Raw genomic sequence first — 23237 nt, 5'->3', positions numbered from 1 at the left:
GCTCAGCCCCTCTGCACCCAGCTGCCCACGGTCATCTCGGCGGTGATGCCGGGCCCGAAGCCGGCGAGCAGCCCGCGTGCCCCCTCCTCGGGACCGCCCTCGTCGAAGAGCCGGCGCAACGCGTCCAGCACCACGGCGCTGGCGATGTTGCCGTACTCGGTCAGCGTGGACCGGCTGAACCGGAACGCGTGCGGCTCGACCTTCAGGAACTTGCTGAGGTCGTCGAGTATTCGGGGTCCGCCCGCGTGGATGACGTAGAAGTCCAGCGCGGACGCGTCCCAGCCGTGGGTGCCCGCGAGGTCCTGGAGCGCCGGGGCGAGCGGTTCCATCGTGGCGGGGACCCGCTTGTCCAGCAGGAAGTGGAAGCCCGTCGCGCGGACGTCGTAGGCGATCCAGTCCTCGGTCTTCGGGATCAGGTAGGACCCGTTGCGCTGCAGCTGCACACCGGTGCCGCCCTGACCGCGCACCACGGCCGCGGCGATGCCGTCGCCGAACAGGCCGTTGGAGAGCAGCGAGCCGACGCCCAGGTCGGTGGGCTGGTAGCACAGCGAGCAGAACTCGCAGGCCACGATGAGGGCGTTGGCGTCGGGGTAGGCCGTGCAGAAGTCGTGGGCCCGGTTGATGGCCGCACCGCCGGCCGCGCAGCCCAGCTGGGCGATCGGCAGCTGCCGGGTGGTGCTCGGGAAGTCCATCTCGTTGATCAGCCACGCGGTCAGCGACGGCATCATGAAGCCGGTGCACGACACATAGACGATGACATCGATGTCGGAGGTCAGGAGTTCGGCGTCGTCGAGTGCCCGCTGGATCACCGCGGGGACCCGGGCCTTCGCCTCCGCCTCGTAGAGCTTGTTGCGTTCCTCGAAACCCGGGTGCTTCAGGGTCTCCTCGATGGGTTGCACGATGTGCCGGGTGCGTACGCCCGTGTTCTCGATCAGTCGGAGGGCCAGTGGCAGCTGCGGATGGTCCGCGTGACGCGTACGCGCCAGTTCCAGTGTCTCCTCCATCGTGATCACGTTCTCTGGTACGGACACCGAGGGTCTGCACAAAGTCGCCATGAGCCGTCCCTGCTTTCGCCGTCCGGGGGTCTTCGCCCACCGGTGAGAAGGTGGTGCACTCAGGTTCGCCCGACGGGGCGACGATCTCGCGCCGGGTTACTCCGAACCGGGGACCACGGGTCGGGAACGGACGTCGGCGCACGGCGCCCCGGCGGGGGACGCGATGCCGCCAACGGCCAAGGAATCAAGGGCTTTCGCGGCCTTCCGGCCGGTCCACGAGCCGAGGGCGAATCGGCTCGTCCCGATGATCACGGAGCGCCGGACGAGCCGGGTCACGCTCGCCCGGCCGGCCCTGGAGCGGCGCTGGGCGGTGGTCGCGGACCGGCACGCTGTCCCGCACCCGGCCCAACGCGCCGCCGACCGCCCGAAGTCAACCACGTTCTTCACCCAGCCGGCCGAGTGCGGGCCGAGCGCAACGAGCAGATACCGTCGCCCACCCGGGGCATGCCCCGGCGGGTGCCGCGCCTCGCCGCCGGCGGCCGGGGGTGCCCCCACTGGGCGGTGGGGGCCGCGCCGGAAGCGGAACTTCTGGTCGGCGAGTTCACGGTGGATGCGGTTGGCCCAGGCGGTGGGTTGTTCGTCGTCCGCGCGCGGCGGCCGCCAACTTCTCGGCGCATAGCGGGTGTTACGCCCCGCATCGCGGACTTGCCGCGCCGTCACCACGGCTCGCCGGACAGACCCGCGCCCCCTTCGCGTTCTCCGCGTGACCGTCCCCCGCTGTCGCGGAGCGCGCCGTGAGGGGGACGCGGGTAGCCGCGAGCGCGCTCACGCACGGCTGCCGCGGCCGGCGCGGGGCGGTCGCGTCACGGGGGGCCGCTGCTGTGCGCGATGCATGCCACGTCGATGCGGTCGGCCAGCTTCGCGAGTTCGATCGTCAGCGCGGCCACCGTGTCCTCGTCAAGCCCGTCCTGCCCGGCCTCGACGAGTCGCAGCCATCGGCCGCCCACCGTGCGGAGCAGCTTGCTCACGTCGGCCGCGGCCACCTGCAGCGCACCGCGGTCGTCGACGATCAGAGGCAGGGTCACTTCGCGGTTCACAGATCGGATCGTAGCCCCGGAAACGTCACGGACCCTGCCATACCGTGGTGATGTTGCAGAACTCGCGGATCCCGTGCCCGGACAGCTCACGCCCGTACCCGGACCGCTTGACCCCGCCGAAGGGGAACGCCGGATGGGAGGCGGTCATCCCGTTCACATACACGCTGCCCGCCTCCAGGTCCGCCACGAACCGGTCGGTCTCGGCCTCGTCCCGCGTCCATACGTTGGAACTGAGCCCGAACGGCGAGTCGTTGGCGATCAGCACCGCCTCGTCGAGGTCGTCGGCCCGGTAGAGCGTGGCGACCGGACCGAACGCCTCCTCGCGGTGGATGCGCATCTCGCGGGTGACCCCGGCGAGCACGGTCGGCAGGTAGTACCAGCCGGGCCCCTCCGGGCGGTGACCGCCGCACAGCACCGTCGCGCCGCCGCGCCGTGCGTCGTCGACCAGCTCCTCCAGGTCGGCCCGCCCCCGCTCGGTGGAGAGCGGGCCGACGTCCGTGTCCTTGGCCATCGGATCGCCGACCGTCAGCGCCCGCATCCCGGCGACGAACCGTTCGGCGAAGGCGTCGTAGACGTCGCTGTGCACGATGAACCGCTTGGCGGCGATGCACGACTGCCCGTTGTTCTGCACCCGCGCGGTCACCGCGACCTGGGCGGCCCGGTCCAGGTCGGCGGAGGGCATGACGACGTACGGATCGCTGCCGCCCAGCTCCAGCACCGTCTTCTTCACCATCTCCCCGGCGACGGAGGCGACGGCCCGGCCGGCGGGTTCGCTGCCGGTCAGCGTGGCGGCCTTGACCCGTTCGTCGCGCAGCACGTCGGCGACGGCCCCGGAACCGATGAGCAGGGTCTGGAAGCAGCCCTCGGCGAAGCCCGCCCGGTGGAAGAGGTCCTCCAGGTAGAGGGCGGTCTGCGGCACGTTGGAGGCGTGCTTGAGCAGGCCCACGTTGCCCGCCGTCAGGGCCGGGGCGGCGAACCGGATCACCTGCCACAGCGGGAAGTTCCACGGCATCACCGCGAGCACCGGCCCGAGCGGCCGGTAGCGCACCCGCACGCTTGACGCGCCGGAGTCCCGCGCGTCGGAGCCGGCGGGTTCCTCGTCGGCCAGCAGTTCCTCGGCGTGCTCGGCGTACCAGCGCATCGCCTTGGCGCATTTCGCGGCCTCCGCGCGGGCCTGCCCGAGCGGCTTGCCCATCTCGGTGGTCATGGTCCGCGCGATGTCCTCGGTGTCCTCGTCCAGTAGGTGCGCGGCCCGCAGCAGCAGTCGTCCGCGCTCCTCGAAGCCGCTCGACCGGTAGGTGCGGAACGTGGCCTCGGCGAGCTGGAGCCGGCGCTCGATCTCCTCCTCGCCCATGGCCTCGTACGTCTTCAGCGTCTCGCCGTTCGCCGGGTTCACCGTCGCGATGGGCATGGCCGACCTCCCTCGGAGCGGTCTGTGCTACGACCTTCCCGCGCGGCCCGGGGCTCCGCAAGGTGTGCGGGGCGTGGTGCACCGCAGGGCGTATGGGCCGTGGTGCTCCGCAGGCTGTGTGGGGCGTGGGGTTCCGCAAGGCGTGCGGGCCGTGGTTCTCCGCAAGGTGTGTGGGGCGTGGGGTTCGGCAAGGGGCGGGTCCGCGGCGGCCGGCATGCCTGGCCCCGGCCGCGCACGGCGGAGGGCAACCCGGCCGCGTGCATGTCCAGGGGTGTGGGCGCGGTGCTCCGCAAGCTGAGTGGGGCGCGTGGGATTCCACAAGGGGTGTGGGCCGCGGTGCTCCGCAAGCTGTGTGGGCCGCGGGGTACCGCAAGGGGTGTGGGGCGTGGGGTTCCGCGAGGTGTGTGGGGCGTGGTGCTCCGCTGTCCCGCGGGGCGGCGCTCATCGGTCGGCCGCGTGCTGGGCCAGCCGGTCGAGGAACGCGGCCTGCGCCCGCACGATCAGCTGCCCGGCCCGATCGAGCCCGAACCAGGCCACCCGGTCCAGCTCCGGGAACTCCTGGAGCCGCCCGGAGCGCGGCGGCCACTCCATCCGGAAGGTGCCGGGCACCACGTCCGCGGGGTCCAGGTTCCCCTCCACCGCCCACGCCGTGACGACCTTGCCGCCCGCTTGTCTGACCTCGCCGAGCGCAACGGCCGTACCGTCCGGCGGCGGCAGGCCCAACTCCTCCTGGAACTCGCGCCGGGCCGCGTCCCAGGCACTCTCGTCACCCCCGTACTCGCCCTTCGGCACGGTCCACGCCCCGGCGTCCCTGCGGGCGAAGAAGGGGCCGCCCATGTGGCCGAGCAGCACCTCGAGACCGTCCTCGGCGTACCGGAACAGGAAAAGGCCCGCGCTGCGCTTGCCGGTCACGGCCGCACCTCGGGATGCGCGGCGAGCAGCGACTCGACGGTGTCGGCCTGCTCCGGCCGTTTGTCCTCGCGGTAGCGGATCACACGGGCGAAGCGCAGGGTGACCCCGGCCGGGTAGCGGGAGGACCGCTGCAGGCCGTCGTAGGCGATCTCGACGACGAGTTCGGGGCGTACGGTGACCACCCAGCCGTCGTCCGCGACGGCCAGCTCCCGCAGCCGCTCCGTCTGCCAGGTGAGCATCGCGTCGGTCAGGCCCTTGAACGTCTTGCCGAGCATGGCGAAGCCGCCGTCCGGGTCGCGCGCGCCCAGGTGCAGGTTGGAGAGCTTGCCGGTGCGGCGGCCGTGTCCTCGTTCGGCGGCCAGGACCACCAGGTCCAGGGTGTGCACGGGCTTGACCTTCAGCCAGGACGCCCCGCGCCGGCCCGCGCTGTAGGGCGCGTCCAGCGCCTTCACCACGACGCCCTCGTGGCCGCGTGCCAGGGTCTCGGCGAGGAACCGCTCCGCCTCCCGGACGTCCTCGGGGCCGGCCACCAGGGCCCGGCGCACCCGCATCGGCTCGGGCACCAGCCGGGCCAGCTCGGCGTGCCGCTCGGCGAACGGCAGGTCCAGCAGGTCGCGGTCGCCGACCGCGAGGGCGTCGAAGAACACCGGGGAGACGGGGACCTCCCGGGCGGCCCGTGCCACGTCCACCCGGGAGCCGACCCGCCCGGCCGTCTCCTGGAACGACCGGGGCCGGCCCGCCGGGTCGAAGGAGATCACCTCGCCGTCCAGGATGAACCGTTCGCCCGTCAGCTCCAGGGCGGCGGCCGTCACCTCGGGCAGCCGGCCGGTGATGTCGTCGAGCGTACGGGTGTGGATGCGCACCGAGTCGCCGTCCCGGTGCAGCTGGACGCGGATGCCGTCGAGCTTCTCCTCGACCGCGCAGCCGCCCAGCTTCTCGACGGCCTCCGCGACCGAGGCGGCGGTCCGCGCCAGCATCGGCTGCACCGGGCGGCCGACGGTGAGCCGGAACCGGTCGAGCGCGCCGGGGCCGTCCGCGAGCAGCGCCGCGGCGACCCTCTGGAGCGACCCGGCGAGCATCACCGCCCGCCGGACCTCCGCCGGATCCGCCCCGGTCGCCTGCGCCAGCCCCTCCACGGCGACGGCGTCCAGGGCGCCCTGCCGCACCTCGCCGGTGAGCAGCCCGAGCAGGAAGCGCTGTTCGTCCTCGGTGGCCGCGCCGAGCAGCGCGCCGACCAGCCGGGTGCGCTCCGCCTGCGAGCCGGGTCCGGCGAGCTTGCCCAGCTCGGTGAGGCGGGCGTCCACCTCGCGCACGGTGAGGGACGGCTCCGCGGCCGGTGGCACGCGCCGGCCGAGCACCTTCCAGCCGACGCCGAGCCGGCCCTGCGGCAGCCGGCCCGCCAGATACGGGATGACGATCGGCACGTCGTCCGGCTCCGCGTCCCGGAACAGTTCGGCGAGCAGGGCGGTCTTCCGGGAGCGGGCCGCGGTGGCCGCGACCTCCCGGGACACGTGGGCGAGCCGGGCCAGCAACATGCAGCCATGGTGCAACGGGGGCGCCGGGACTACACCCCCACGGCCGCGTCCAGATCGGCGAGGAGCAGCTCCCCGTTGATCGCCGCGCCCGCCCGGTAGCCGCGGCTCGCCGCGTTCACCACCTGCTCGGCGAACCCGCTCGCGTTGCCCGCCGCCCACAGACCCGGCACACTCGTCAGGCCCCGCTCGTCGACCACGGGGAAGGCGCCGAAGGGCGTCTCGCGCATCTCGGCGCCCAGCCGCACCAGCAGATCGGTCCGCGGCACCGCCCGCGGCGCCACGAACAGCACCTCGCGGTCGTGGACCGTGCCGCCCCCCGAGGAGGTGCCCGCAGCCAGCCGCACCCCGGTCAGCCGGTCGTCGGTGACCACGAGCCCCGCGACCTCGCCCGGGACCACCCGCACCCCGGCCGCCGCCAGCCTGCGCAGATCCTCGTCGGACAGCTCGTCCTCGGCGACCCGGTGCAGGACGAAGGTCACGTCCTTCGACCACTGGGTCACCATGTTCGGCCTCCAGCACCTGTACCTCGACATCTCTCGCGCCCTGTGGACGCGTGCGCAACGCAGGCGCGCGCACGCGCGCGATCAACCCAGCATCACTATCCAGTAGCAATGGCCGGACCCCACCCGGAGGAAAGAGCGATCATGACCGCAGACAGCCACTCGAACGACGTCTGTATCCGCTCGGCACTCGACCCGGAAACCCGCAAGGCGGCCTGCCTCGTCGAATGGGGCCCATACGGACCGTCATCACCCCGGAGACCGCCCACGCCACTGTCCGCGACCTGATGGCGGCCGCCGCCCACGCCGAAGCCGACATCGCCCTGATCGAGTCCTTCCGCAAGACACTCGACCTCGACCTGAACACCATCGGACGGATGATCCAGGACGTCCGCGCGCGGCGGCCCGCACCGCCCGGCACACCGGCGCTGCGGATCCACGCCGTCGCCGGTCTGCGCACTGGCCGCCCCCTCGTGCACATCGCCCGCGGCTCCATGAAGGCCGAACCCGGCACCGACCAGGCCCGCGAGGTGGCCCTGCACTGGCCCCAGACCGCGGCCGCCGCCGACATCGATGCCCGCCTGCGTTAGGCCCTCGGCGAGTGGGACCACCTCACCCCTGCCGATGCGGAGCGCCTGTTCAGCATCATGCAGAGCGTGCAGCGATGACCGCCTGCGGCCTGTGCTCCCGCACCGCACCGGACGGGCAGCACCTGTGCCTGGTCCACTCCGGGGAGTTGCGCGGCTGGCTCGCGGAACTCCCGTACCAGGCACGCCTGCTGCAGAAGGAATTCCTGGCACCCGCCGGACGGCCCGCCCAGGGCCGCCTCGGCGGCACCGGCCGCGCCACAGCACCCGTACCCGTGGACCTTCCGGGTCCTCAGTCTCCTCGTCGGCCCCGGCCGGTACGACCCGGCCGGGGCCGACGACGGCGGCCAGCCCCCCGTCACCGCCATCCTCGGCGCCTGGGCCGGCCACATCGCCTACCACTACCCCGCCTGCGGCCGCGATTCGTACGGCACCGCCCGCACCCAGCCGTGCGAACATGCCTGGCCACGCAACGGCGAGACCATCACCAGCTGGTGCGACTGGCACCTCGCCTACCTCCCGTTCGCCCTCACCCTCGCGCTCGCCGCAGGCCTCCACGAGGCCATCGGCGCCCTGGTGCACCGCATGCGCACCCTCACCCACACCACGCCCCGCCGCCGGACCATGGCCGCGCCCTGCCCCGCCTGCGACGTCTTCGCCCTGGTCCACGTCGACGGCCAGGACATCACCTCACGCAAGGACTTCGACGAGACGGCCATTCAGGCGAGCTTGCTGTCCCTCGTACAGGTGGCATTGCACGACGGTCTCGGTACCCGGAGGCAGCATGATCACGATCAAGTATGTGACGAGCGGTCGCTCGGCATTCCCCCGAAGGAGCTTTCATGTCGGCCCCTCACAGATTCACCCGACGTACAGGTCTGAAGGCCGCGTTAGCCGTGGCCGCTTCCGTGCCCCTGTCCAGTACCGTGCTGCCCACTGCGTCAGCGTCGGGGGCGGAACGCCAAGGCCCTCCCCTGCACATCATGTCGTTCAACCTGAAAGGCTCGAACACCGCCGCGCCCAGTTGGGGCGCGCGCAGACCGGTGACGCGTGAGCTGCTGCGGCGTGAACAACCCCATGTCATCGGCACCCAGGAAGGCGTCTACCAGCAGCTGCGTGAGATCAAGAACGATCTCGGATCGTCCTACGACTGGATCGGCACGGGCATCGAGGGCGGCAGCCGCGGCGCCGAGCACGCGGCAATCATCTACGACGTCCACCGTCTGGAACCGACCGAGCACTACACCTTCTGGCTCTCCGGCACCCCGGAGACAATCGGCTCCAACACCTGGGGCGGCGGCTACCCCCGGGTCGCCACCTGGGTCCGCTTCAAGGACCTGCTCGACGGGGGACGCCAGTTCTATGTGCTCAGCACCCACTTCGACCACAAGAGCCAGGACGCACAAAAGCGCAGTGCCACCCTGATGGCCCGGCGGATCGGCAAGCTCGCCCGCGTCGCGCCAGTCCTGCTGACCGGCGACTTCAACGTTGCCGCGCACAAGAGTCCGGTCTACACCGAGATGCTGCGCGGGGGACTCGTCGACACCTGGGACAAAGCCGCCGAACGCAGCGCGCTGTACGGCACCTTCCACGGCTACAAACCGCTCACTGCGAACGGCGACCGCATCGACTGGATCCTGTCCACGCCTGGGATCACGACCCAGCGGGCGTCGATCAACACGTTCTCCGTGAACGGCCAGTTCCCGAGCGACCACCTGCCTGTGCAGGCATGGGTCACCGTGAGATGAGCGGATGGCCCTGTGACCGGTGCGCGGTCACAGGGGCCCCGAAACGCCGTGCACGTCAGCCCTGCGTGCGACGGGGCGGTACGGGCACCTCCGCCGGTGATTTCTCGGCCGTTGCCGAGGCACTGCCGGAACTGATTTCGCTCCTGTCCGTCGCCGCGCAGACCGCGGCCGATGGGCGTGACCGGGAGCGTGCGCACAACATGATGGCCGAGATTGCGCGCACGACGGCGATCGTCGCCTACCGGCTCGGCTATATGGGTCTGGCACGGCAGGCTCTGGCCCGTATGGCGGCGGCCGCGCCGCACTCGGGTGATCCGCGGCAGGTGGCGGTCGAGCGGTACGAGCGGGCGATGATGACGCACGCGGAGACGGCCCGGCCCGACCGTGGCGTCGCTCTCGTGCGGGCAGCGCTGCGTGACCTGGACGACGACGGGGATCCGTCGACGCTGGCGATCCGGGGCACGCTGCTGCTGAGAGCTTCGGCGTTGTCGGCGGCAGCCGAGGACCACGCGGCGGCCGGAGACTGGCTCGGGCAGGCGCGTGACCTGGCCGAGGCCGCGGCCGCGGCGGACGCCGCCGAGCAACTGCCCGGTGCTCGGTACGCGCTCGCGTTCGGTGACCTCAACGTGCGGTTGGGCGAACTGGACATGGCGATCTACCGGGACGACTACGAGCAGGCCGTACAGGTGGCCGCCGGCGTGCGGTGGCCGGACGACTACCAGCCCACCCGGGTGGCCGGGTTCCTGATTCGCCGGGCCTCTGCTGAGGCATGGACAGCCCGCCACGACGACGCCCTCAAGTCGCTCCAGGGCGCGCGGGAACTGGCGCCTCAGCTGACCAGGTATCACCCGGAGGTGCATGAGACGGTGGGCACGCTCCTGCGGGCGCGGCAGCGCGCGGCCGACCCGCTCAGACAGTTCGCCGAATGGAGCGGCGTATAGCGCAGCGAACCGAAGATAGTCAACACGTGGGCCGCATGTCTCCGTTCACAATGTGTGAACGGAGACCCCTTGCTGTGTTGGCAGGCTGTGACGGTCAGCAAACGCACAGTAATGGGAGCATCGTCATGCCCCACGAAGATCGATCACACGAACTCGCACCTGCCACTGCCAGCCCCGGTGTAGTCGTGCACCCGAGCGCCGACCGGCGGTTGGCGGCCGAGCACTGGCTGCTGTCGACGCTCGACGGACCGCGCCGCGACTGGGCCCGGATGGAGTGGCAGCAGAACGGAGTGGCCCTGCTGCCGCTCGGAACGCTCTTCTCCGCGGTCCGGCTGCCGGGGCGCCTGGTGACGGCCGCCGCCGGCCCCCTCACGCCCGTGGAGTTAGACGCCTTCCTCGCGCAGGAACCTGGCGGCGGGCCGGTCATCTGTGACCCTCGTGGGCTGCGTTACTACGCGGTGGTGCCTGCCAGCATGCCCGTCACGTGGAAGCAGGAAGTCGATGACTGGCGGACAGTGGACGTCGACTGCCTGGGCCGCGGCACCTACCTGGGCGTACCGAGAGTCGACGCCACGCGGCTCGAACCACACGCCTTGGCGTCCTACTGGTCTGTGCCCATGGCTTCTGCCGCCCTGCTCTGCGCGCCCCTGACCGTCGCCCGACTGATCGCGGCCGGAAGGCACCGGATGCCCCAGGAGCCGGAAGCATGACGACGCCGCAGACTCAGGCTGGGGGTGGGACCGCGAGGCCGGAAGGCGTGCCCCTGATTGCGCGCGTGCTCCTCACCGACGAGCGCCGCCGGATCCTGATCGTCCATGCCACCGGCCGGCGGCCGCGCTGGGGACTGCCCGGCGGCATCATCGGCCCGTGCGAGCCCCCGCGCACCGCAGCGGAGCGCGAGATCCGCGAAGAACTCGGCCTGGACATCACCGCCGGCGCTCTCCTGGCCCAGGAGTGGGTCCCGCCGCACACCCCCGGCCGCCGCGCCCGCATGACCCTCTACTTCACTGGACCCCAGCTGAGCGAGACCGAGACCGCCCGCATCTCGCTCCAACCCGAGGAGGCTGATGACCACGCCTGGGCCTGGGCAACTCAGCCTGCGCGGCATGGTCTTCAGCCGCGACGGCTCGAAGTTCGTCCACGCTCATTTCTGGGGGGAAGGCCTTAACGACCCCGCGGTCTTGGGCTCCCGCGTCTGCGCCGAACTCCTGCGCCAGGGCGCCCGCGACATCATCGAGGGCATCCCGCACTGACAGCGGGCCCACCCTTCGGCCGCCTGAGCTGTAGGTAGGCCGCCGTAGACGCCCGCCCCGGTTGCAATCCCCGGCAGGAGCCGGCAGCCGGGACGGGCCCCTGGGCCCCGGTCGTCCGTTACCCCCGTGGCGGATGGCCGGGGCCCTTCACGTGTTCGCACATTCGTCTCTGAGGGACTTTCTAGGTCTTGCCGAGCATGGCGAAGCCGCCGTCCGGGTCGCGCGCGCCCAGGTGCAGGTTGGAGAGCTTGCCGGTGCGGCGGCCGTGTCCTCGTTCGGCGGCCAGGACCACCAGGTCCAGGGTGTGCACGGGCTTGACCTTCAGCCAGGACGCCCCGCGCCGGCCCGCGCTGTAGGGCGCGTCCAGTGCCTTCACCACGACGCCCTCGTGGCCGCGTGCCAGGGTCTCGGCGAGGAACCGCTCCGCCTCCCGGACGTCCTCGGGGCCGGCCACCACGGCCCGGCGCACCCGCATCGGCTCGGGCACCAGCTGGGCCAGCTCGGCGTGCCGCTCGGCGAACGGCAGGTCCAGCAGGTCGCGGTCGCCGACCGCGAGGGCGTCGAAGAACACCGGGGAGACGGGGACCTCCCGGGCGGCCCGTGCCACGTCCACCCGGGAGCCGACCCGCCCGGCCGTCTCCTGGAACGACCGGGGCCGGCCCGCCGGGTCGAAGGAGATCACCTCGCCGTCCAGGATGAACCGTTCGCCCGTCAGCTCCAGGGCGGCGGCCGTCACCTCGGGCAGCCGGCCGGTGATGTCGTCGAGCGTACGGGTGTGGATGCGCACCGAGTCGCCGTCCCGGTGCAGCTGGACGCGGATGCCGTCGAGCTTCTCCTCGACCGCGCAGCCGCCCAGCTTCTCGACGGCCTCCGCGACCGAGGCGGCGGTCCGCGCCAGCATCGGCTGCACCGGGCGGCCGACGGTGAGCCGGAACCGGTCGAGCGCGCCGGGGCCGTCCGCGAGCAGCGCCGCGGCGACCCTCTGGAGCGACCCGGCGAGCATCACCGCCCGCCGGACCTCCGCCGGATCCGCCCCGGTCGCCTGCGCCAGCCCCTCCACGGCGACGGCGTCCAGGGCGCCCTGCCGCACCTCGCCGGTGAGCAGCCCGAGCAGGAAGCGCTGTTCGTCCTCGGTGGCCGCGCCGAGCAGCGCGCCGACCAGCCGGGTGCGCTCCGCCTGCGAGCCGGGTCCGGCGAGCTTGCCCAGCTCGGTGAGGCGGGCGTCCACCTCGCGCACGGTGAGGGACGGCTCCGCGGCCGGTGGCACGCGCCGGCCGAGCACCTTCCAGCCGACGCCGAGCCGGCCCTGCGGCAGCCGGCCCGCCAGATACGGGATGACGATCGGCACGTCGTCCGGCTCCGCGTCCCGGAACAGTTCGGCGAGCAGGGCGGTCTTCCGGGAGCGGGCCGCGGTGGCCGCGACCTCCCGGGACACGTGGGCGAGCCGGGCCAGCAACATGCAGTCGCCCGCACGCTGCCGTATTGACAAACATGTTTGCCGAAACTGCAATAGACCCATGACGGGCGCGAACGACCGTGCCATGGGCCGCGCGGACGACGACACGGACGACGTACTCGCCGAGGTCGGCCCGCGCCTGCGGCGGATCCGCAAGGAGCGGGGTGCCACGCTCGCCGGGCTGTCCGCGGCGACCGGTATCTCGGTGAGCACGCTCTCGCGCCTGGAGGCGGGCCTGCGCAAGCCCTCCCTGGAACTGCTGCTGCCGATCGCGCGGGCGCACCAGGTGGCGCTGGACGAACTGGTGGGCGCCCCGCCGGTCGGCGACCCGCGGGTGCCGGCGGCCAGGCCGATCGAGCGGTACGGGCGCAAGCACTGGCCGCTGACCCGTCAGCCCGGCGGGCTCCAGGCGTTCAAGGTGCTCGAACCGCAGCGCCGCCAGGAGCCCGATCCGCGCACGCACGAGGGCTACGAGTGGCTGTACGTGCTCTCCGGGCGGCTGCGGATGGTGCTCGGCGAGCATGACGTGGTGCTCGCGGCGGGGGAGGCGGCGGAGTTCGACACCCGGGTCCCGCACTGGTTCGGGTCGACGGGGGAGGGGCCGGTGGAGTTCCTCAGCCTCTTCGGGCCGCAGGGGGAGCGGATGCATGTGCGGGCACGGCCGGCCCGGCGCGCCGAGGACGACTGACGGCGGCTGATCGCGGCTGATCGTGGCTGACGGCGGCTGGCCGTGGTACGGCGGCCGAACCGAGCCTGACGGTAGCCGACCGAGCCAGGCCGGCCGTGGCCGGCGGTGACTTGGGGCGGCTGTTCCCAAGGCGGCAAGCGACTGCTTAGTATGCGGTCGAGACCGGTCAGACGACGCAGTCCCGTGGAGGCCCCGCATGCAGGCATGGCAGGTGCACGAGATCGGCGAACCGAGCGAGGTGATGCGGCTGACGGAGACGGAGCGGCCCACGCCCGGCGCCGGCCAGGTCCTGCTGCGGGTGCGCGCCGCGTGCGTCAACTTCCCGGACGCGCTGATGTGCCGCGGCCAGTACCAGGTCCGGCCGCCGCTGCCGTTCACCCCGGGAGTGGAGGTCTGCGGCGAGACCGCGGACGGCCGCCGGGTGATCGCCACCCCGGCGCTGCCGCACGGCGGTTTCGCGGAGTACGCCGTCGCCGACGCCGCCGCCCTGCTGCCCGCGCCCGCCGCACTGGACGACGCCGAGGCCGCCGCGCTGCACATCGGCTACCAGACGGGCTGGTTCGGCCTACACCGCCGGGCCCGCCTGGAGGCCGGCGAGACATTGCTCGTGCACGCCGCCGCGGGCGGGGTCGGCAGCGCGGCCGTACAACTGGGCAGGGCGGCCGGGGCCACGGTCATCGGCGTCGTGGGCGGCGCCGACAAGGCCGCCGTCGCCCGGGAACTGGGCTGCGACACCGTCATCGACCGGCACGCCGAGGATGTCGTCGCCGCGGTCAAGCAGGCCACCGGCGGCCGGGGCGCCGATGTGGTCTACGACCCGGTCGGCGGCGACGCGTACGCCCAGTCCGCGAAGACCGTCGCCTTCGAGGGCCGTATCGTCGTCGTCGGCTTCGCGAGCGGCACCGTCCCGAGCCCGGCGCTCAACCACGCCCTGGTGAAGAACTATTCGGTCCTCGGCCTGCACTGGGGCTTGTACCGCACCAAGGACCCGGAGCTGGTCCTGCACTGCCACGAACAGCTCACCGAACTGGCCGCGCGGGGCGCGATCCGGCCGCCGGTGAGCGCGCGGCTGCCGCTGGACGGGGCCGCGGCGGCCGTCCAGCGCGTCGCCGACGGCGTGACCACCGGCCGGGTAGCCGTCGTACCGGCGCCGAAGAACGGGGCCGTCGCCTGACCGACGCCGATGAACTGCGCCGCCCTGTCCGCGCGTTGCCGGCCGGGCAGCCGCCCGCGAGCACCTGACACCTCGACTTCCTCCGGGCCCGCTTCGACGCGGAACTGGCCCGGGTGCACTGCCCGAAGGGACCCCGCGGCCTCGGCGCCCGCGCCCTCCGGGCGGTCGTGGACGCCGAACCGGAGGCCGCCGACGCCCCCGCCAACGACCCGCGGCGGATCGGCAGCAGCCTCGGCACGGCGGCGCCCAGCCACCTGCGCCACGACACCGAGGAGTAGCAGCGGCGCTTTCCGCGCCCCCTGTGGACGGGCGAGGAGGTCTGATGCCGGTTGTTCAGCGAGCCGGGCGCCGGATCCGACCTGGCTGCGCTCGGCACCCGGGCCGCCCGCGAGGGAGACACCCGGGTGGTCGACGGGCAGGGGGCGTTGGACGTCCAGCGCCCCTCTCGCGCGCTGGGCCGTCCTGATCGCCCGCACGGACCGGGACGTGCCCAAGCGCCAGGGCAGATCACCCACTTCGTCCGCGCTATGACCGAACCCCGCGTCAAGGTACGGCCGTTGCGTCAGATCACCGGCGTGATCTGGGAGCACCCGGTCCGTCTGTTGTCTCAAGCGGGCCGAGGCGGACTCGATCACCCTCGGTACGGCGGGCGCGTACCGCGCGGCGCCGGCCGAACCGGCCCAACGGGCGGAACCGGCCGACCTAGCGGAACCGGCTGAACCGGCTGAACCGGTCGACCCGGCTGAACCGGTCGACCCGGCTGAACCGGTCGACCCGGTCGGCCCGCGCGCGCCCCGTCACGGTCCGGCGGCATGCGGCGGCGGCCCGTCCCGGCTGGGGCGGGCCGCCCCGGGTGTCCCACTGGGGCGAAGTGAACGCACGGCGGCGGTCCGGCCAACTCCCCGCAGGAACAGGTCACTTGGGCCGCGACGGCACGCATACTCCCTTCGGTCCCACCCGGCCCTACCAGGGAGGCAGAGCATGGCCCTCACCACCCGTCGCAGAGCCCTCACGACCCTCGGCGCCGCCCTCGCGGGCGCGGTCGCCCTGCCCGCCGCGCAGGCGTGGGCGGGCGACGCCTCGCGCGGGCCGCGTCCGCTGTGGCACGCCCACGCGCACAACGACTACGAGCATCCGCGTCCCCTCTTCGACGCCCTTGACCACCGCTTCGGCAGCGTCGAGGCCGACATCTTCCTCGTCGGCGACCAACTCCTCATCGGCCACGACGTGACGGACCTCGACCCGTCCCGCACCCTCGAATCCCTCTACCTCGATCCGCTCGCCGCCCGTGTGCGGGCCCACCACGGCGCGGTGTACCGCGGAGCGCGCAGGCCCCTGCAACTGCTCATCGACATCAAGACCGAGGGCTCCTCGACCTACCTCGAACTCGACCGCCATCTGCGGCGCTACAAGCACCTGTTCACCACCTACGCGCACGGCCGGGTGCACCACGGGCCGGTCACCGCGGTGATCTCCGGTGACCGTGCCGCCCGTACGCCGATGGCCGCGCAGAGCGAGCGCCGCGCGTTCTACGACGGCCGGCTGACCGACCTCGGCGGCTCGGCACCGGCCTCTTTCATCCCGCTGATCAGCGACAACTGGACGCTCAACTTCAGCTGGCTGGGCGAGGGCCCGTTCCCGGCCGCCGAGCGGCAGAAGCTGCGCGGCATCGTGGGGGCGGCGCACGCGCGCGGGCAGCAGATCCGTTTCTGGGCCACCCCGGACGCGGCGGGCCCGGCCCGCAACGCGCTGTGGGCCGAACTGCTCGCCGCCGGCGTCGACTACCTCAACACCGACGACCTCGCGGGCCTCGAAGCGTTCCTGGACGCCCACGCCGCGGCGTAGCGGCACCCAGAACACCACTCGATCGGCGGACACGTCAGCCGCCCGGACGAACCCTCCGCTACGCCACACTTGCGGCCGAACGCCGCGAACTGGCGTGGCGGAGGAGGTTCGCGATGGCCGTTTCCATCTCTGTGGTGCTGCTGCTCCTGATCCTGGCCGTGGTCTTCCTGCGCAACGGCGCGCTGAAGCTCTCCCACGCCCTGGTCTGTGTGCTGCTCGGTTTCCACCTGGCCGGTACGAGCATGGCCCCGACCATCCAGAGCGGGCTCACCGCGACCGCCGACCTGGTGAGCGGCCTGCGGCCGTGACCCGCTGGGCGCGTGGACCGCGGTCGGACCGCTGCGGTGCGCGGGCGCACCGTCCACGGCGAGCGGCAGAGCCCGGTGTCCCGCGGGGTGCCTAGGCGTCGATCACACGGGAACGGGTGAGGAACCGCACGCCCTCGGGGGCCTCCAGGGAGAAGCCGCTGCCCCGCCCGGGCACCACGTCCACGATCAGCCGCGTATGGCTCCACCCCGCGTACTGGCTGCGCGACATCCAGAACGTGACCGGCTCGTCGACGCCCTCGACCTCCAGCTCGGCCAGCAGCACGTCCGAACCGCCGGTGCGGAACTCGCCGTCCGGGTAGCACATGGGGGCGCTGCCGTCGCAGCAGCCGCCGGACTGGTGGAACATCAGCGGGCCGTGCGCAGCGCGCAACCGGCGGACCAGGTCGGCGGCCTGCGGAGTGAGTTCGACGCGCGGAGTTTCCTGATACATGATCACCGTCCTGGTCGAGGGCTGTGCGGCCTCCAGTCTCACGGCTCGTCAGGTCACCGTCCACAGCGGCGAGTTGCCCGGCGGCGCCGAACTCGCGTGCGGGGCCGTCGCCCGGCCGGGCAGCCGACGGCTCGCGCGTCCTCAGCTGTGGCCGAGGACGTCCGTCGGGGTCCCGCACGAAGAAGCGGCGCACGCCCCCCCTCCTCGTCGGTGAGCGGACGCACGACCTCGGCGCCCCGTTTCCGCAGCGCGGCGTGGGCCGGGTCGACGTCGTCGACCTCGCCGCCGCCGAAGGCCGTCAGGCGGGCGGTCGGCAGCACGCCTGAAGGGCCGCGCCGCCAGGGTCCTGCGGGCGAGTTCCAGATCGAGGCCGTCCGTCATGCCCACCTCACTTCGCCGGTGAAGTGGGACGGGCGCGGGCCGGACCGTCCACCGGTCCCCGCCAGGGCACGGCGGGGTCGTGTTTCGCAGCCGTGCCGTCGTCCTCCGCCCCGGTGACCTGCCCGTCCTGTGTGCCGACCCGCTGGTCGCGGCCTGCCGCGACGCCGTTCCGCTCATCGCCCGGACCTTCGGTGCCGGCCCGCCGCCCGCCCGGTGCACGGGGGCGCCGGCGGCCCGGACCGTGCACATTCGGCGGCCAAGAAGGACCATATTGTGGTGTAAAGGATGGGATAGATGATATCTGGGCGAAATGGATCAGAAGCGCCGCCGACCGCCGGGCCGCGTGATCTCCTCGACGCGTCCAACGACGCGGTGGCGGTGATCTCCGCACGGGGCACCGTCGTCGCGTGGACCAGCGGCGCCGAGGCGCTGCTCGGCTATGGGGCGCCGGAGGTCGTCGGCCGCTCCGGCGCCCGGCTGCTGGCGCCGGCCGGGGACCCCCGGAGGCTCGCAGGCATCGTGGAGCGGTGCCGCGCGGGCATGGGCTGGAGCGGTCTGATCCCGCTGCGGCACCGGGACGGCCACCGCATCGAGACCGACCTGCGGGTGTCGGCGGCGTTCCGGGTCGGTGCGCAGGAGTGCTTCCTGGTGTCGGCCAGGGAACAGGTGCCGCAGTGGACGATGGGCCAGTCCGTCCTCGACGGGTTCCTGACCCGTTCCCCGGTCGGCATGGCCGTGATGGACCCCCAGCTGCGCTACCTCTGGCTCAACGACACCCTGGAGCGGTTCGGCGGCGTGCCCCGGGAACAGCGGCTCGGCAAGCGGCTGAGCGAGCTGCTGCCCGGTCTGCAGGCGGAGACGCTGGAAGGCCTGATGCGCAAGGTGATGGTGACCGGAATCCCGGTCATCGACTATGAGTACGAGGGCTGGAGCTGGGCGGACCCGCGCCGCCAGCACGCGTACTCCTCGTCGTTTTTCCCGCTGGTCGACGCCGCCGGCTCGCTCACCGGCGTCTGCTACATGGTCCTGGACATCACCGAGCGCTGGCACGCGCGCCGGCTCCTGTCCATGGTCAACGAGGCCGGGAGCAGCGTCGGCAGGACCCTCGACGTGATGCGGACCGCGCAGGAACTGGCGGACTTCGCGGTGCCCCGCTTCGCCGACTTCGTCGTCGTCGACCTGCTGGAGCCCGTGCTGAGCACAGAGGGTCACGGGACGTGGCTGTCCGACGCCGGACCGGCTACCGCACGGCCCGTGATGCGCCGGGCCGGCCTCAGCTCGGCGCGGGACGGCTGCCCGGAGGCGGTCGCGCAGATCGGGGACCGGGTGGACTTCATCCCGCCGCCGCACGACCTGAACCTGCTCGTCGAGGGCGACCCGATCTTCACTCCCGTCCTCGACGCCTCCGACCCGCTGTGGGTGTCCGAGGAGCCCGTCCGCGCGGCCCGGATGCGCGAGTACGGACTGCACTCCATGATCGCCGTGCCGATGCGGGCCCGGAACACCGTCCTGGGCCTCGCCACGTTCATGCGCTCGCTCAACCCGGTCTCCTTCCACCCGGACGACGTCCTGCTGGCCCGGGAGCTGGTCGCGCGGGCCGCGCTGTGCGTCGACAACGCCCGCCGCTACAGCCGGGAGCACACGGCGGCGGTCACGCTGCAGCGCAGTCTGCTGCCGCACGTCCTGACCGGCGGCACGGCCATGGAGGTGGCCTCCTCCTATCTGCCGGCCAACGCGACCGGCGGGGCCGGCGGCGACTGGTTCGACGTGATCCCGCTGTCCGGGGCCCGGGTGGGGCTCGTCGTCGGCGACGTCGTCGGGCACGGCATCCCCGCCGCCGCGACGATGGGCCGGCTGCGCACCGCCGTACAGACCCTCGCCGACATGGAGATGCCGCCCGACGAGCTGCTGGCCCACCTGGACGACCTCGTGCTGCGGCTCAGCGAGGAGGAGCCCGACGACGAGGCCGCCCACCAGACCGTGACCACGTTCCTCGGCGCGACCTGCCTGTACGCCGTCTACGATCCGGTGACCCGGCGGTGCGCGATGGCCCGCGCGGGCCATCCGCCGCCGGTGGTGGTCAGCCCCGACGGCCAGGTCTCCTTCCCGGAGCTGCCCGCGGGGCCGCCGCTCGGACTGGGCGGGGTGCCCTTCGAGGCCACCGAGATCGAACTGGCCGAGGGCAGCCTGCTCGGGCTGTACACCGACGGCCTGGTCGAGGGGATCGACCGCGACATGGGCGTGGGCATGGCCCGGCTCGGCCAATTGCTGTCCCGGCCGGCCCTCGACCTCGACACCCTGTGCCGCACCGCCACGCAGCAACTGGTCCCGACCCCGCAGCTCGACGACATCGCGCTGCTGCTGGCGCGCACGCACGGCCTGGGCGCCGCCCGGGTCGCCTCCTGGGAGGTGCCGCTGGACCCGGCGGCCGTCGGTGATCTGCGCGCCCGCGCGACCCGGCAGGTGACGCAGTGGGGCTGCCCGGAATTGGCCATGACCACCGAACTCATCGTCAGCGAGCTGGTCACCAACGCGATCCGCTACGGCTCGCCGCCCGTGCGTGTGCGGCTGATCCGCGACTCCCGGCTGACCTGCGAGGTCGCCGACGCCAGCAGCACCGCCCCGCGGCTGCGGCACGCGCGCAGCATGGACGAGGGCGGCCGGGGCCTGTTCCTCGTGGCCCAGACGGCCCATCGCTGGGGTGCCCGGTATGTGGCCGACGGGAAGATCATCTGGGCCGAGCAGGAACTCCCGCCGCCCTGCTGAGACCGCCCGGTGCATGGCGAACTCGTGGAGAATTGACGGGACTTGTAAAAGGTGACAAGAATTCAACTACTTCCCTCCGGCTCAAGCGGGCGAAGGGATGCCAGGGGCGTTCGGGGTCGCTGATCCGCCAACTGCCCCCGAAAATCGTGAAGTTGGTGTGAAAGGCTGGTGTGGTCCGGCCGCGGGCAAGGGGGCCGTGGCGGTCACCGAGAGGAGAGCGCAGCGTGCGACAGGACGGCTTCCGCGCCGAGGAGATCGACACCAGCAGGCCGCACCCCGCCCGGATCTACGACTATCTGCTGGGCGGCAAGGACAACTACCCGGTGGACCGCGACGCTGGCGACGCGCTCGCCGTCGCGGCGCCCGAGGTGCGCATCGGCGTCCAGGCCAACCGCGCCTTCCTGCGCCGGGCCGTCCGGTACGTCGTCGGCAGCGGTGTGCGCCAACTCCTCGACATCGGCACCGGGCTGCTCACCTCGCCCAATGTGCACGAGACGGCGGAGGAACTGGCCCCGGACGTCCGGGTCGCGTACGTCGACAACGATCCGATCGTGCACACGCACGCCGGCGCGCTGCTCGGCGGCTCCGGCGGGCGCGGCATCGTGCTCGGGGACCTGCGCGACCCGCGGGCCGTCGTGGACCATCCCGGCGTCCGCCGGGTCATCGACTTCGACCGGCCCGTCGCCCTGCTCCTGGTGGCCGTCCTGCACTTCCTCACCGACGCGGAGAAACCCGGGGACGTCGTAGCCGCCCTGCGCGACGCGCTCCCGGCCGGCAGCTACCTGGTGCTCTCGCACGCCACGGGGGACTTCGCCGACCGCAGCGCCGCCCAGGCCGTCTACTCCAGTGCCACCGCCACCCTGAACCTGCGCTCGCACGCCGCGGTCGAGGGGTTCTTCGACGGCTTCGAACTCGTCGAACCCGGCCTCGCCCAGGTCCCGTTCTGGCGCCCCGACGCCCCGCCGCCGGCCGGCTCCGAGGCGATCGGCTTCTACGGCGGCGTGGCCCGCAAGGCGGCCTGAACGGTCGATGCACGCCATCTCGCCAACCATAATCGGCCGAAAATAATCGCACCTTGGACGTGTAGAACGGCGGGGAAGTGGCTTGCGCCCTGTGCAGCGGAGAGCAACCCTTGTGAAAACTGGGGCTTTTGGGACATTACGCCGCTCGTTATCGGTCAAAAATCCTTACCACGCACTTCAGTTCGAGTGGCCATATTCCGACGAAGTTGGCTCCTGGGCGGACTGTGCAGCTTGTCCGGCGTTTGCGGTCGGCGGGATGGCTAGCATGTGCCGGGTGCCGGCCGGACGGACCCACTCTCCGTGGGAGCCGTTCTGACCTGCGGTCGATGCGTGCCGATCGACCTTGCCCTGCTCACAAGGACCAGAGGGACCGCGGAATGTCAGTGCCTGCTCCCACCAGCCAGCCCCGGACCGCCAAGGCGTCCCGCACCGCACGGGCTGTACCCCCGGCCGTGCTGCTGGTGACCGCCGCCGCGGCCGGTGGCGTCTCGGCGGCGGCGCCCGAAGCCGCCCGCGGCTGGACGCTGGCGGTGGCCGGGGCCTCCTGGCTCTGTCTGTCCTGCGCCGTCCTGGTCGGCTCCCGGCTCTCGCGGCGCGCCCGCCGCACGGCCGACCAGCAGGCGGCGCAGATCAGCGCCCTCAACGCACAACTGGCCCAGCAGCACGCGGCCTCCCTGCACGTGGCGAACGTCGCCCTGCCGGCCGTGGCGAAGCAACTGCTGGACGGGGCCGGCGCCGACGAGGCCCTGGCGGGCGCCGCCTCCGTCGCCGAACCCGAACTGCGGCGCATCACGCACACCTTCGCCACCCTCATGGAGGACGCCGTACGGCAGGCCGCCGAGGTCCGCTCCCAGTACGACGAGGCCCGGCGCGAGATGGCACAGGCGACGGCGGAGCTGGAACAGGTGACGCAGCGGACGATGCCCGCCGCCGTCGGCCGGCTGAGCGAGGGCGCCTCGGCGGAGGTCGTGCTGGCCGAACTGGACTGGCCCAGCCTGCCGTTGCTGCGCGAGCCCGCGCAGCGGTTCGTCAGGGACATAGCCCTCAGCGAGCGGCGTGCCGCCGCCGCGCAGGCCGCCTCCGCCAAGGCCCTGAGCCGGGTCCAGGCCAAGACCGTCAGCATGCTCGCCGACCTCCGCGAGATGCAGGAACGGCACGGGGAAGAGGTCTTCGGCGACCTGCTGCGCCTCGACCACAGCACCTCCCAGCTCGGCCTCATGACCGACCGGCTGGCCCTGCTCATGGGCGGGCGCTCCAGCCGCGCCTGGAACAAGCCCATCGTGATGGAGAGCATCCTGCGCGGCGCGGTCGGCCGGATCGCCGCCTACCAGCGGGTCCGGTTGCACTGCTCGACCCAGGCCGCGATCTCCGGCTACGCGGCCGAGGGCGTCATGCACCTGCTCGCCGAACTGATGGACAACGCCGCCAACTTCTCGCCGCCCATCGACGAGGTCCACGTCTACGTGGAGGAACGTACCGCCGGAATCGTCGTGACCATCGAGGACAGCGGCCTGAAGATGGCCGACGCCGCGATGCGGCACGCCGAGAAGGCGGTGGCGGGGCAGGCGACCGACCTCGCCTCGCTCCAGGGCACCCGGCTCGGCCTGGCCGTGGTCGGCAGGCTCGCCACCAAGTACCGGATCAGCATCAACTTCCGGCCCTCGTCGCGCGGCGGCACGGGCGTCGTCGTCCTGCTGCCGCCCCAGTTGCTCGCCCAGCAGCGCGAGCCCGCCCCCGCCACGACCGAGGCCCGCGTGGAAGCGGCGATCCCCACCCCGGGACCCGCCCCCGCCATAGAGAGCGACCTGTTCGGCCCGGACCGCTCGGCCACCCCGCGCGCGACCGAACCGGAGCCGTCCTTGCCACGCCCGTCCGGCTCCACCCCCAACGGGCTGCCGGTGCGCGCCCCCGGCCGGACCATGGCCGAGGCCGAACTCGAACGACAGCAGCGCAAGGCGGCCGACGACGGCCCCGCGCGCGACGCATCCCAGCCGGGCGACCGCGGGGCGGCACGCGACGCGGGCGCGCGGTTCGGCGCCTTCCACCGCGGACGCCGGTCCGGCGCGGGCGGCGGCGTCCCGTCCGGCGAGGCGGAGCCCGAGCCGCCCGCCTCGGAGTAGCACCACGGCGCCTTCCGCACGGGCGCCCAGAGCCCTGGCATCCCCTG

19 protein-coding genes and 4 pseudogenes are annotated in these 23237 nt (G+C 72.8%); 14 read left to right on the top strand and 9 right to left on the bottom strand.

Features of this window, described 5'->3' with window-relative positions; translation table 11 throughout:
- Window positions 1–2 precede the first annotated feature (2 nt).
- The 6 genes and pseudogenes from ABT245_RS15025 to ABT245_RS15000 all read right to left on the bottom strand — a co-directional run.
- Window positions 3–1055, bottom strand: coding sequence for a type III polyketide synthase (locus ABT245_RS15025; RefSeq protein ID WP_351733445.1), 1053 nt, complete (start codon window positions 1053–1055; stop codon window positions 3–5).
- Between the two features lie 803 nt (window positions 1056–1858).
- The gene (locus tag ABT245_RS15020; RefSeq protein WP_351733442.1) at window positions 1859–2092 is read right to left on the bottom strand and encodes a DUF6213 family protein; all 234 of its coding nucleotides are present in this window, start codon (window positions 2090–2092) and stop codon (window positions 1859–1861) included.
- Between the two features lie 25 nt (window positions 2093–2117).
- Window positions 2118–3503 carry an NADP-dependent succinic semialdehyde dehydrogenase gene (locus ABT245_RS15015; protein WP_351733439.1) on the bottom strand — a complete coding sequence of 462 codons (1386 nt, stop codon included), beginning with the start codon at window positions 3501–3503 and terminating at the stop codon, window positions 2118–2120.
- A 441-nt stretch (window positions 3504–3944) separates the two neighbouring features.
- On the bottom strand, window positions 3945–4415 hold the full coding sequence (locus ABT245_RS15010) for an NUDIX hydrolase (RefSeq protein ID WP_351733436.1): 471 nt from the start codon (window positions 4413–4415) through the stop codon (window positions 3945–3947).
- Window positions 4412–5950, bottom strand: coding sequence for an ATP-dependent DNA ligase (locus tag ABT245_RS15005; RefSeq protein ID WP_351733433.1), 1539 nt, complete (start codon window positions 5948–5950; stop codon window positions 4412–4414). Before ABT245_RS15005 ends, ABT245_RS15010 begins: the two co-directional genes overlap by 4 nt.
- A gap of 29 nt (window positions 5951–5979) precedes the next feature.
- Window positions 5980–6453, bottom strand: a pseudogene (locus tag ABT245_RS15000) (FAD-dependent oxidoreductase); the annotation flags it as partial.
- Window positions 6454–6677: 224 nt separating this feature from the next.
- Here ABT245_RS15000 and ABT245_RS14995 point away from each other — a divergent pair.
- The 6 genes from ABT245_RS14995 to ABT245_RS14970 all read left to right on the top strand — a co-directional run bounded on the left by ABT245_RS14995 (window position 6678) and on the right by ABT245_RS14970 (window position 10894).
- Window positions 6678–7040 (top strand): hypothetical protein, encoded by a 363-nt coding sequence (locus tag ABT245_RS14995; RefSeq protein WP_351733430.1) that lies wholly within the window; start codon window positions 6678–6680, stop codon window positions 7038–7040.
- Window positions 7041–7622: 582 nt separating this feature from the next.
- Window positions 7623–7919 (top strand): hypothetical protein, encoded by a 297-nt coding sequence (locus tag ABT245_RS14990; RefSeq protein ID WP_351733427.1) that lies wholly within the window; start codon window positions 7623–7625, stop codon window positions 7917–7919.
- Window positions 7880–8785: an endonuclease/exonuclease/phosphatase family protein gene (locus ABT245_RS14985; protein WP_351733424.1), complete on the top strand. Its 906-nt coding sequence runs from the start codon at window positions 7880–7882 to the stop codon at window positions 8783–8785. Before ABT245_RS14990 ends, ABT245_RS14985 begins: the two co-directional genes overlap by 40 nt.
- A 200-nt stretch (window positions 8786–8985) precedes the next feature.
- Window positions 8986–9726, top strand: coding sequence for a hypothetical protein (locus ABT245_RS14980; RefSeq protein WP_351733421.1), 741 nt, complete (start codon window positions 8986–8988; stop codon window positions 9724–9726).
- A gap of 185 nt (window positions 9727–9911) precedes the next feature.
- Window positions 9912–10436, top strand: coding sequence for a hypothetical protein (locus tag ABT245_RS14975; protein WP_351733418.1), 525 nt, complete (start codon window positions 9912–9914; stop codon window positions 10434–10436).
- Window positions 10437–10483: 47 nt separating this feature from the next.
- Window positions 10484–10894, top strand: coding sequence for an NUDIX domain-containing protein (locus tag ABT245_RS14970; protein WP_351733415.1), 411 nt, complete (start codon window positions 10484–10486; stop codon window positions 10892–10894).
- 269 nt (window positions 10895–11163) lie between these two features.
- Here ABT245_RS14970 and ABT245_RS14965 read toward each other — a convergent pair.
- A pseudogene (locus ABT245_RS14965) lies at window positions 11164–12438 on the bottom strand (ATP-dependent DNA ligase); the annotation flags it as partial.
- Between the two features lie 58 nt (window positions 12439–12496).
- Between ABT245_RS14965 and ABT245_RS14960 the strand changes: the two are divergent.
- The 5 genes and pseudogenes from ABT245_RS14960 to ABT245_RS14940 all read left to right on the top strand — a co-directional run bounded on the left by ABT245_RS14960 (window position 12497) and on the right by ABT245_RS14940 (window position 16450).
- Entirely contained in the window at window positions 12497–13123 is a 627-nt protein-coding gene (locus ABT245_RS14960; RefSeq protein WP_351733412.1) for a helix-turn-helix domain-containing protein, read from the top strand.
- A 196-nt stretch (window positions 13124–13319) separates the two neighbouring features.
- The gene (locus tag ABT245_RS14955; RefSeq protein WP_351733409.1) at window positions 13320–14297 is read left to right on the top strand and encodes an NADPH:quinone oxidoreductase family protein; all 978 of its coding nucleotides are present in this window, start codon (window positions 13320–13322) and stop codon (window positions 14295–14297) included.
- Window positions 14294–14872, top strand: a pseudogene (locus tag ABT245_RS14950) (acyl-CoA dehydrogenase family protein); the annotation flags it as partial. The gene ABT245_RS14955 and the pseudogene ABT245_RS14950, both read left to right, overlap by 4 nt.
- Window positions 14873–15278: 406 nt before the next feature.
- A complete protein-coding gene (locus tag ABT245_RS14945; protein WP_351733407.1) occupies window positions 15279–16142 on the top strand; it encodes a phosphatidylinositol-specific phospholipase C/glycerophosphodiester phosphodiesterase family protein in 864 nt (287 codons plus the stop codon).
- 113 nt (window positions 16143–16255) lie between these two features.
- Window positions 16256–16450, top strand: coding sequence for a hypothetical protein (locus tag ABT245_RS14940; RefSeq protein WP_351733404.1), 195 nt, complete (start codon window positions 16256–16258; stop codon window positions 16448–16450).
- Window positions 16451–16541: 91 nt separating this feature from the next.
- On the opposite strand, the gene ABT245_RS14935 is transcribed toward ABT245_RS14940, so the two are convergent.
- Together ABT245_RS14935 and ABT245_RS14930 are read right to left on the bottom strand one after the other, a co-directional pair.
- Entirely contained in the window at window positions 16542–16901 is a 360-nt protein-coding gene (locus tag ABT245_RS14935) for a DUF779 domain-containing protein (protein WP_351733402.1), read from the bottom strand.
- A 157-nt stretch (window positions 16902–17058) separates the two neighbouring features.
- Window positions 17059–17182 (bottom strand): annotated as a pseudogene (locus ABT245_RS14930) (VOC family protein); the annotation flags it as partial.
- Between the two features lie 394 nt (window positions 17183–17576).
- On the opposite strand from ABT245_RS14930, the gene ABT245_RS14925 reads away from it, so the two are divergent.
- From ABT245_RS14925 to ABT245_RS14915, 3 genes are all read left to right on the top strand, one after another.
- A complete protein-coding gene (locus ABT245_RS14925) occupies window positions 17577–20048 on the top strand; it encodes a SpoIIE family protein phosphatase (protein WP_351733399.1) in 2472 nt (823 codons plus the stop codon).
- 224 nt (window positions 20049–20272) lie between these two features.
- Window positions 20273–21070, top strand: coding sequence for an SAM-dependent methyltransferase (locus tag ABT245_RS14920; protein WP_351733397.1), 798 nt, complete (start codon window positions 20273–20275; stop codon window positions 21068–21070).
- A 377-nt stretch (window positions 21071–21447) separates the two neighbouring features.
- Entirely contained in the window at window positions 21448–23190 is a 1743-nt protein-coding gene (locus tag ABT245_RS14915) for a sensor histidine kinase (protein ID WP_351733394.1), read from the top strand.
- Window positions 23191–23237 lie beyond the last annotated feature (47 nt).

The organism is Streptomyces sp. NPDC001508 (assembly GCF_040298665.1).
Classification (GTDB): Bacteria; Actinomycetota; Actinomycetes; order Streptomycetales; family Streptomycetaceae; genus Streptomyces.
Note: the sequence above shows the minus strand (reverse complement) of the source record. Positions and strands in the feature narration are given on the sequence as shown.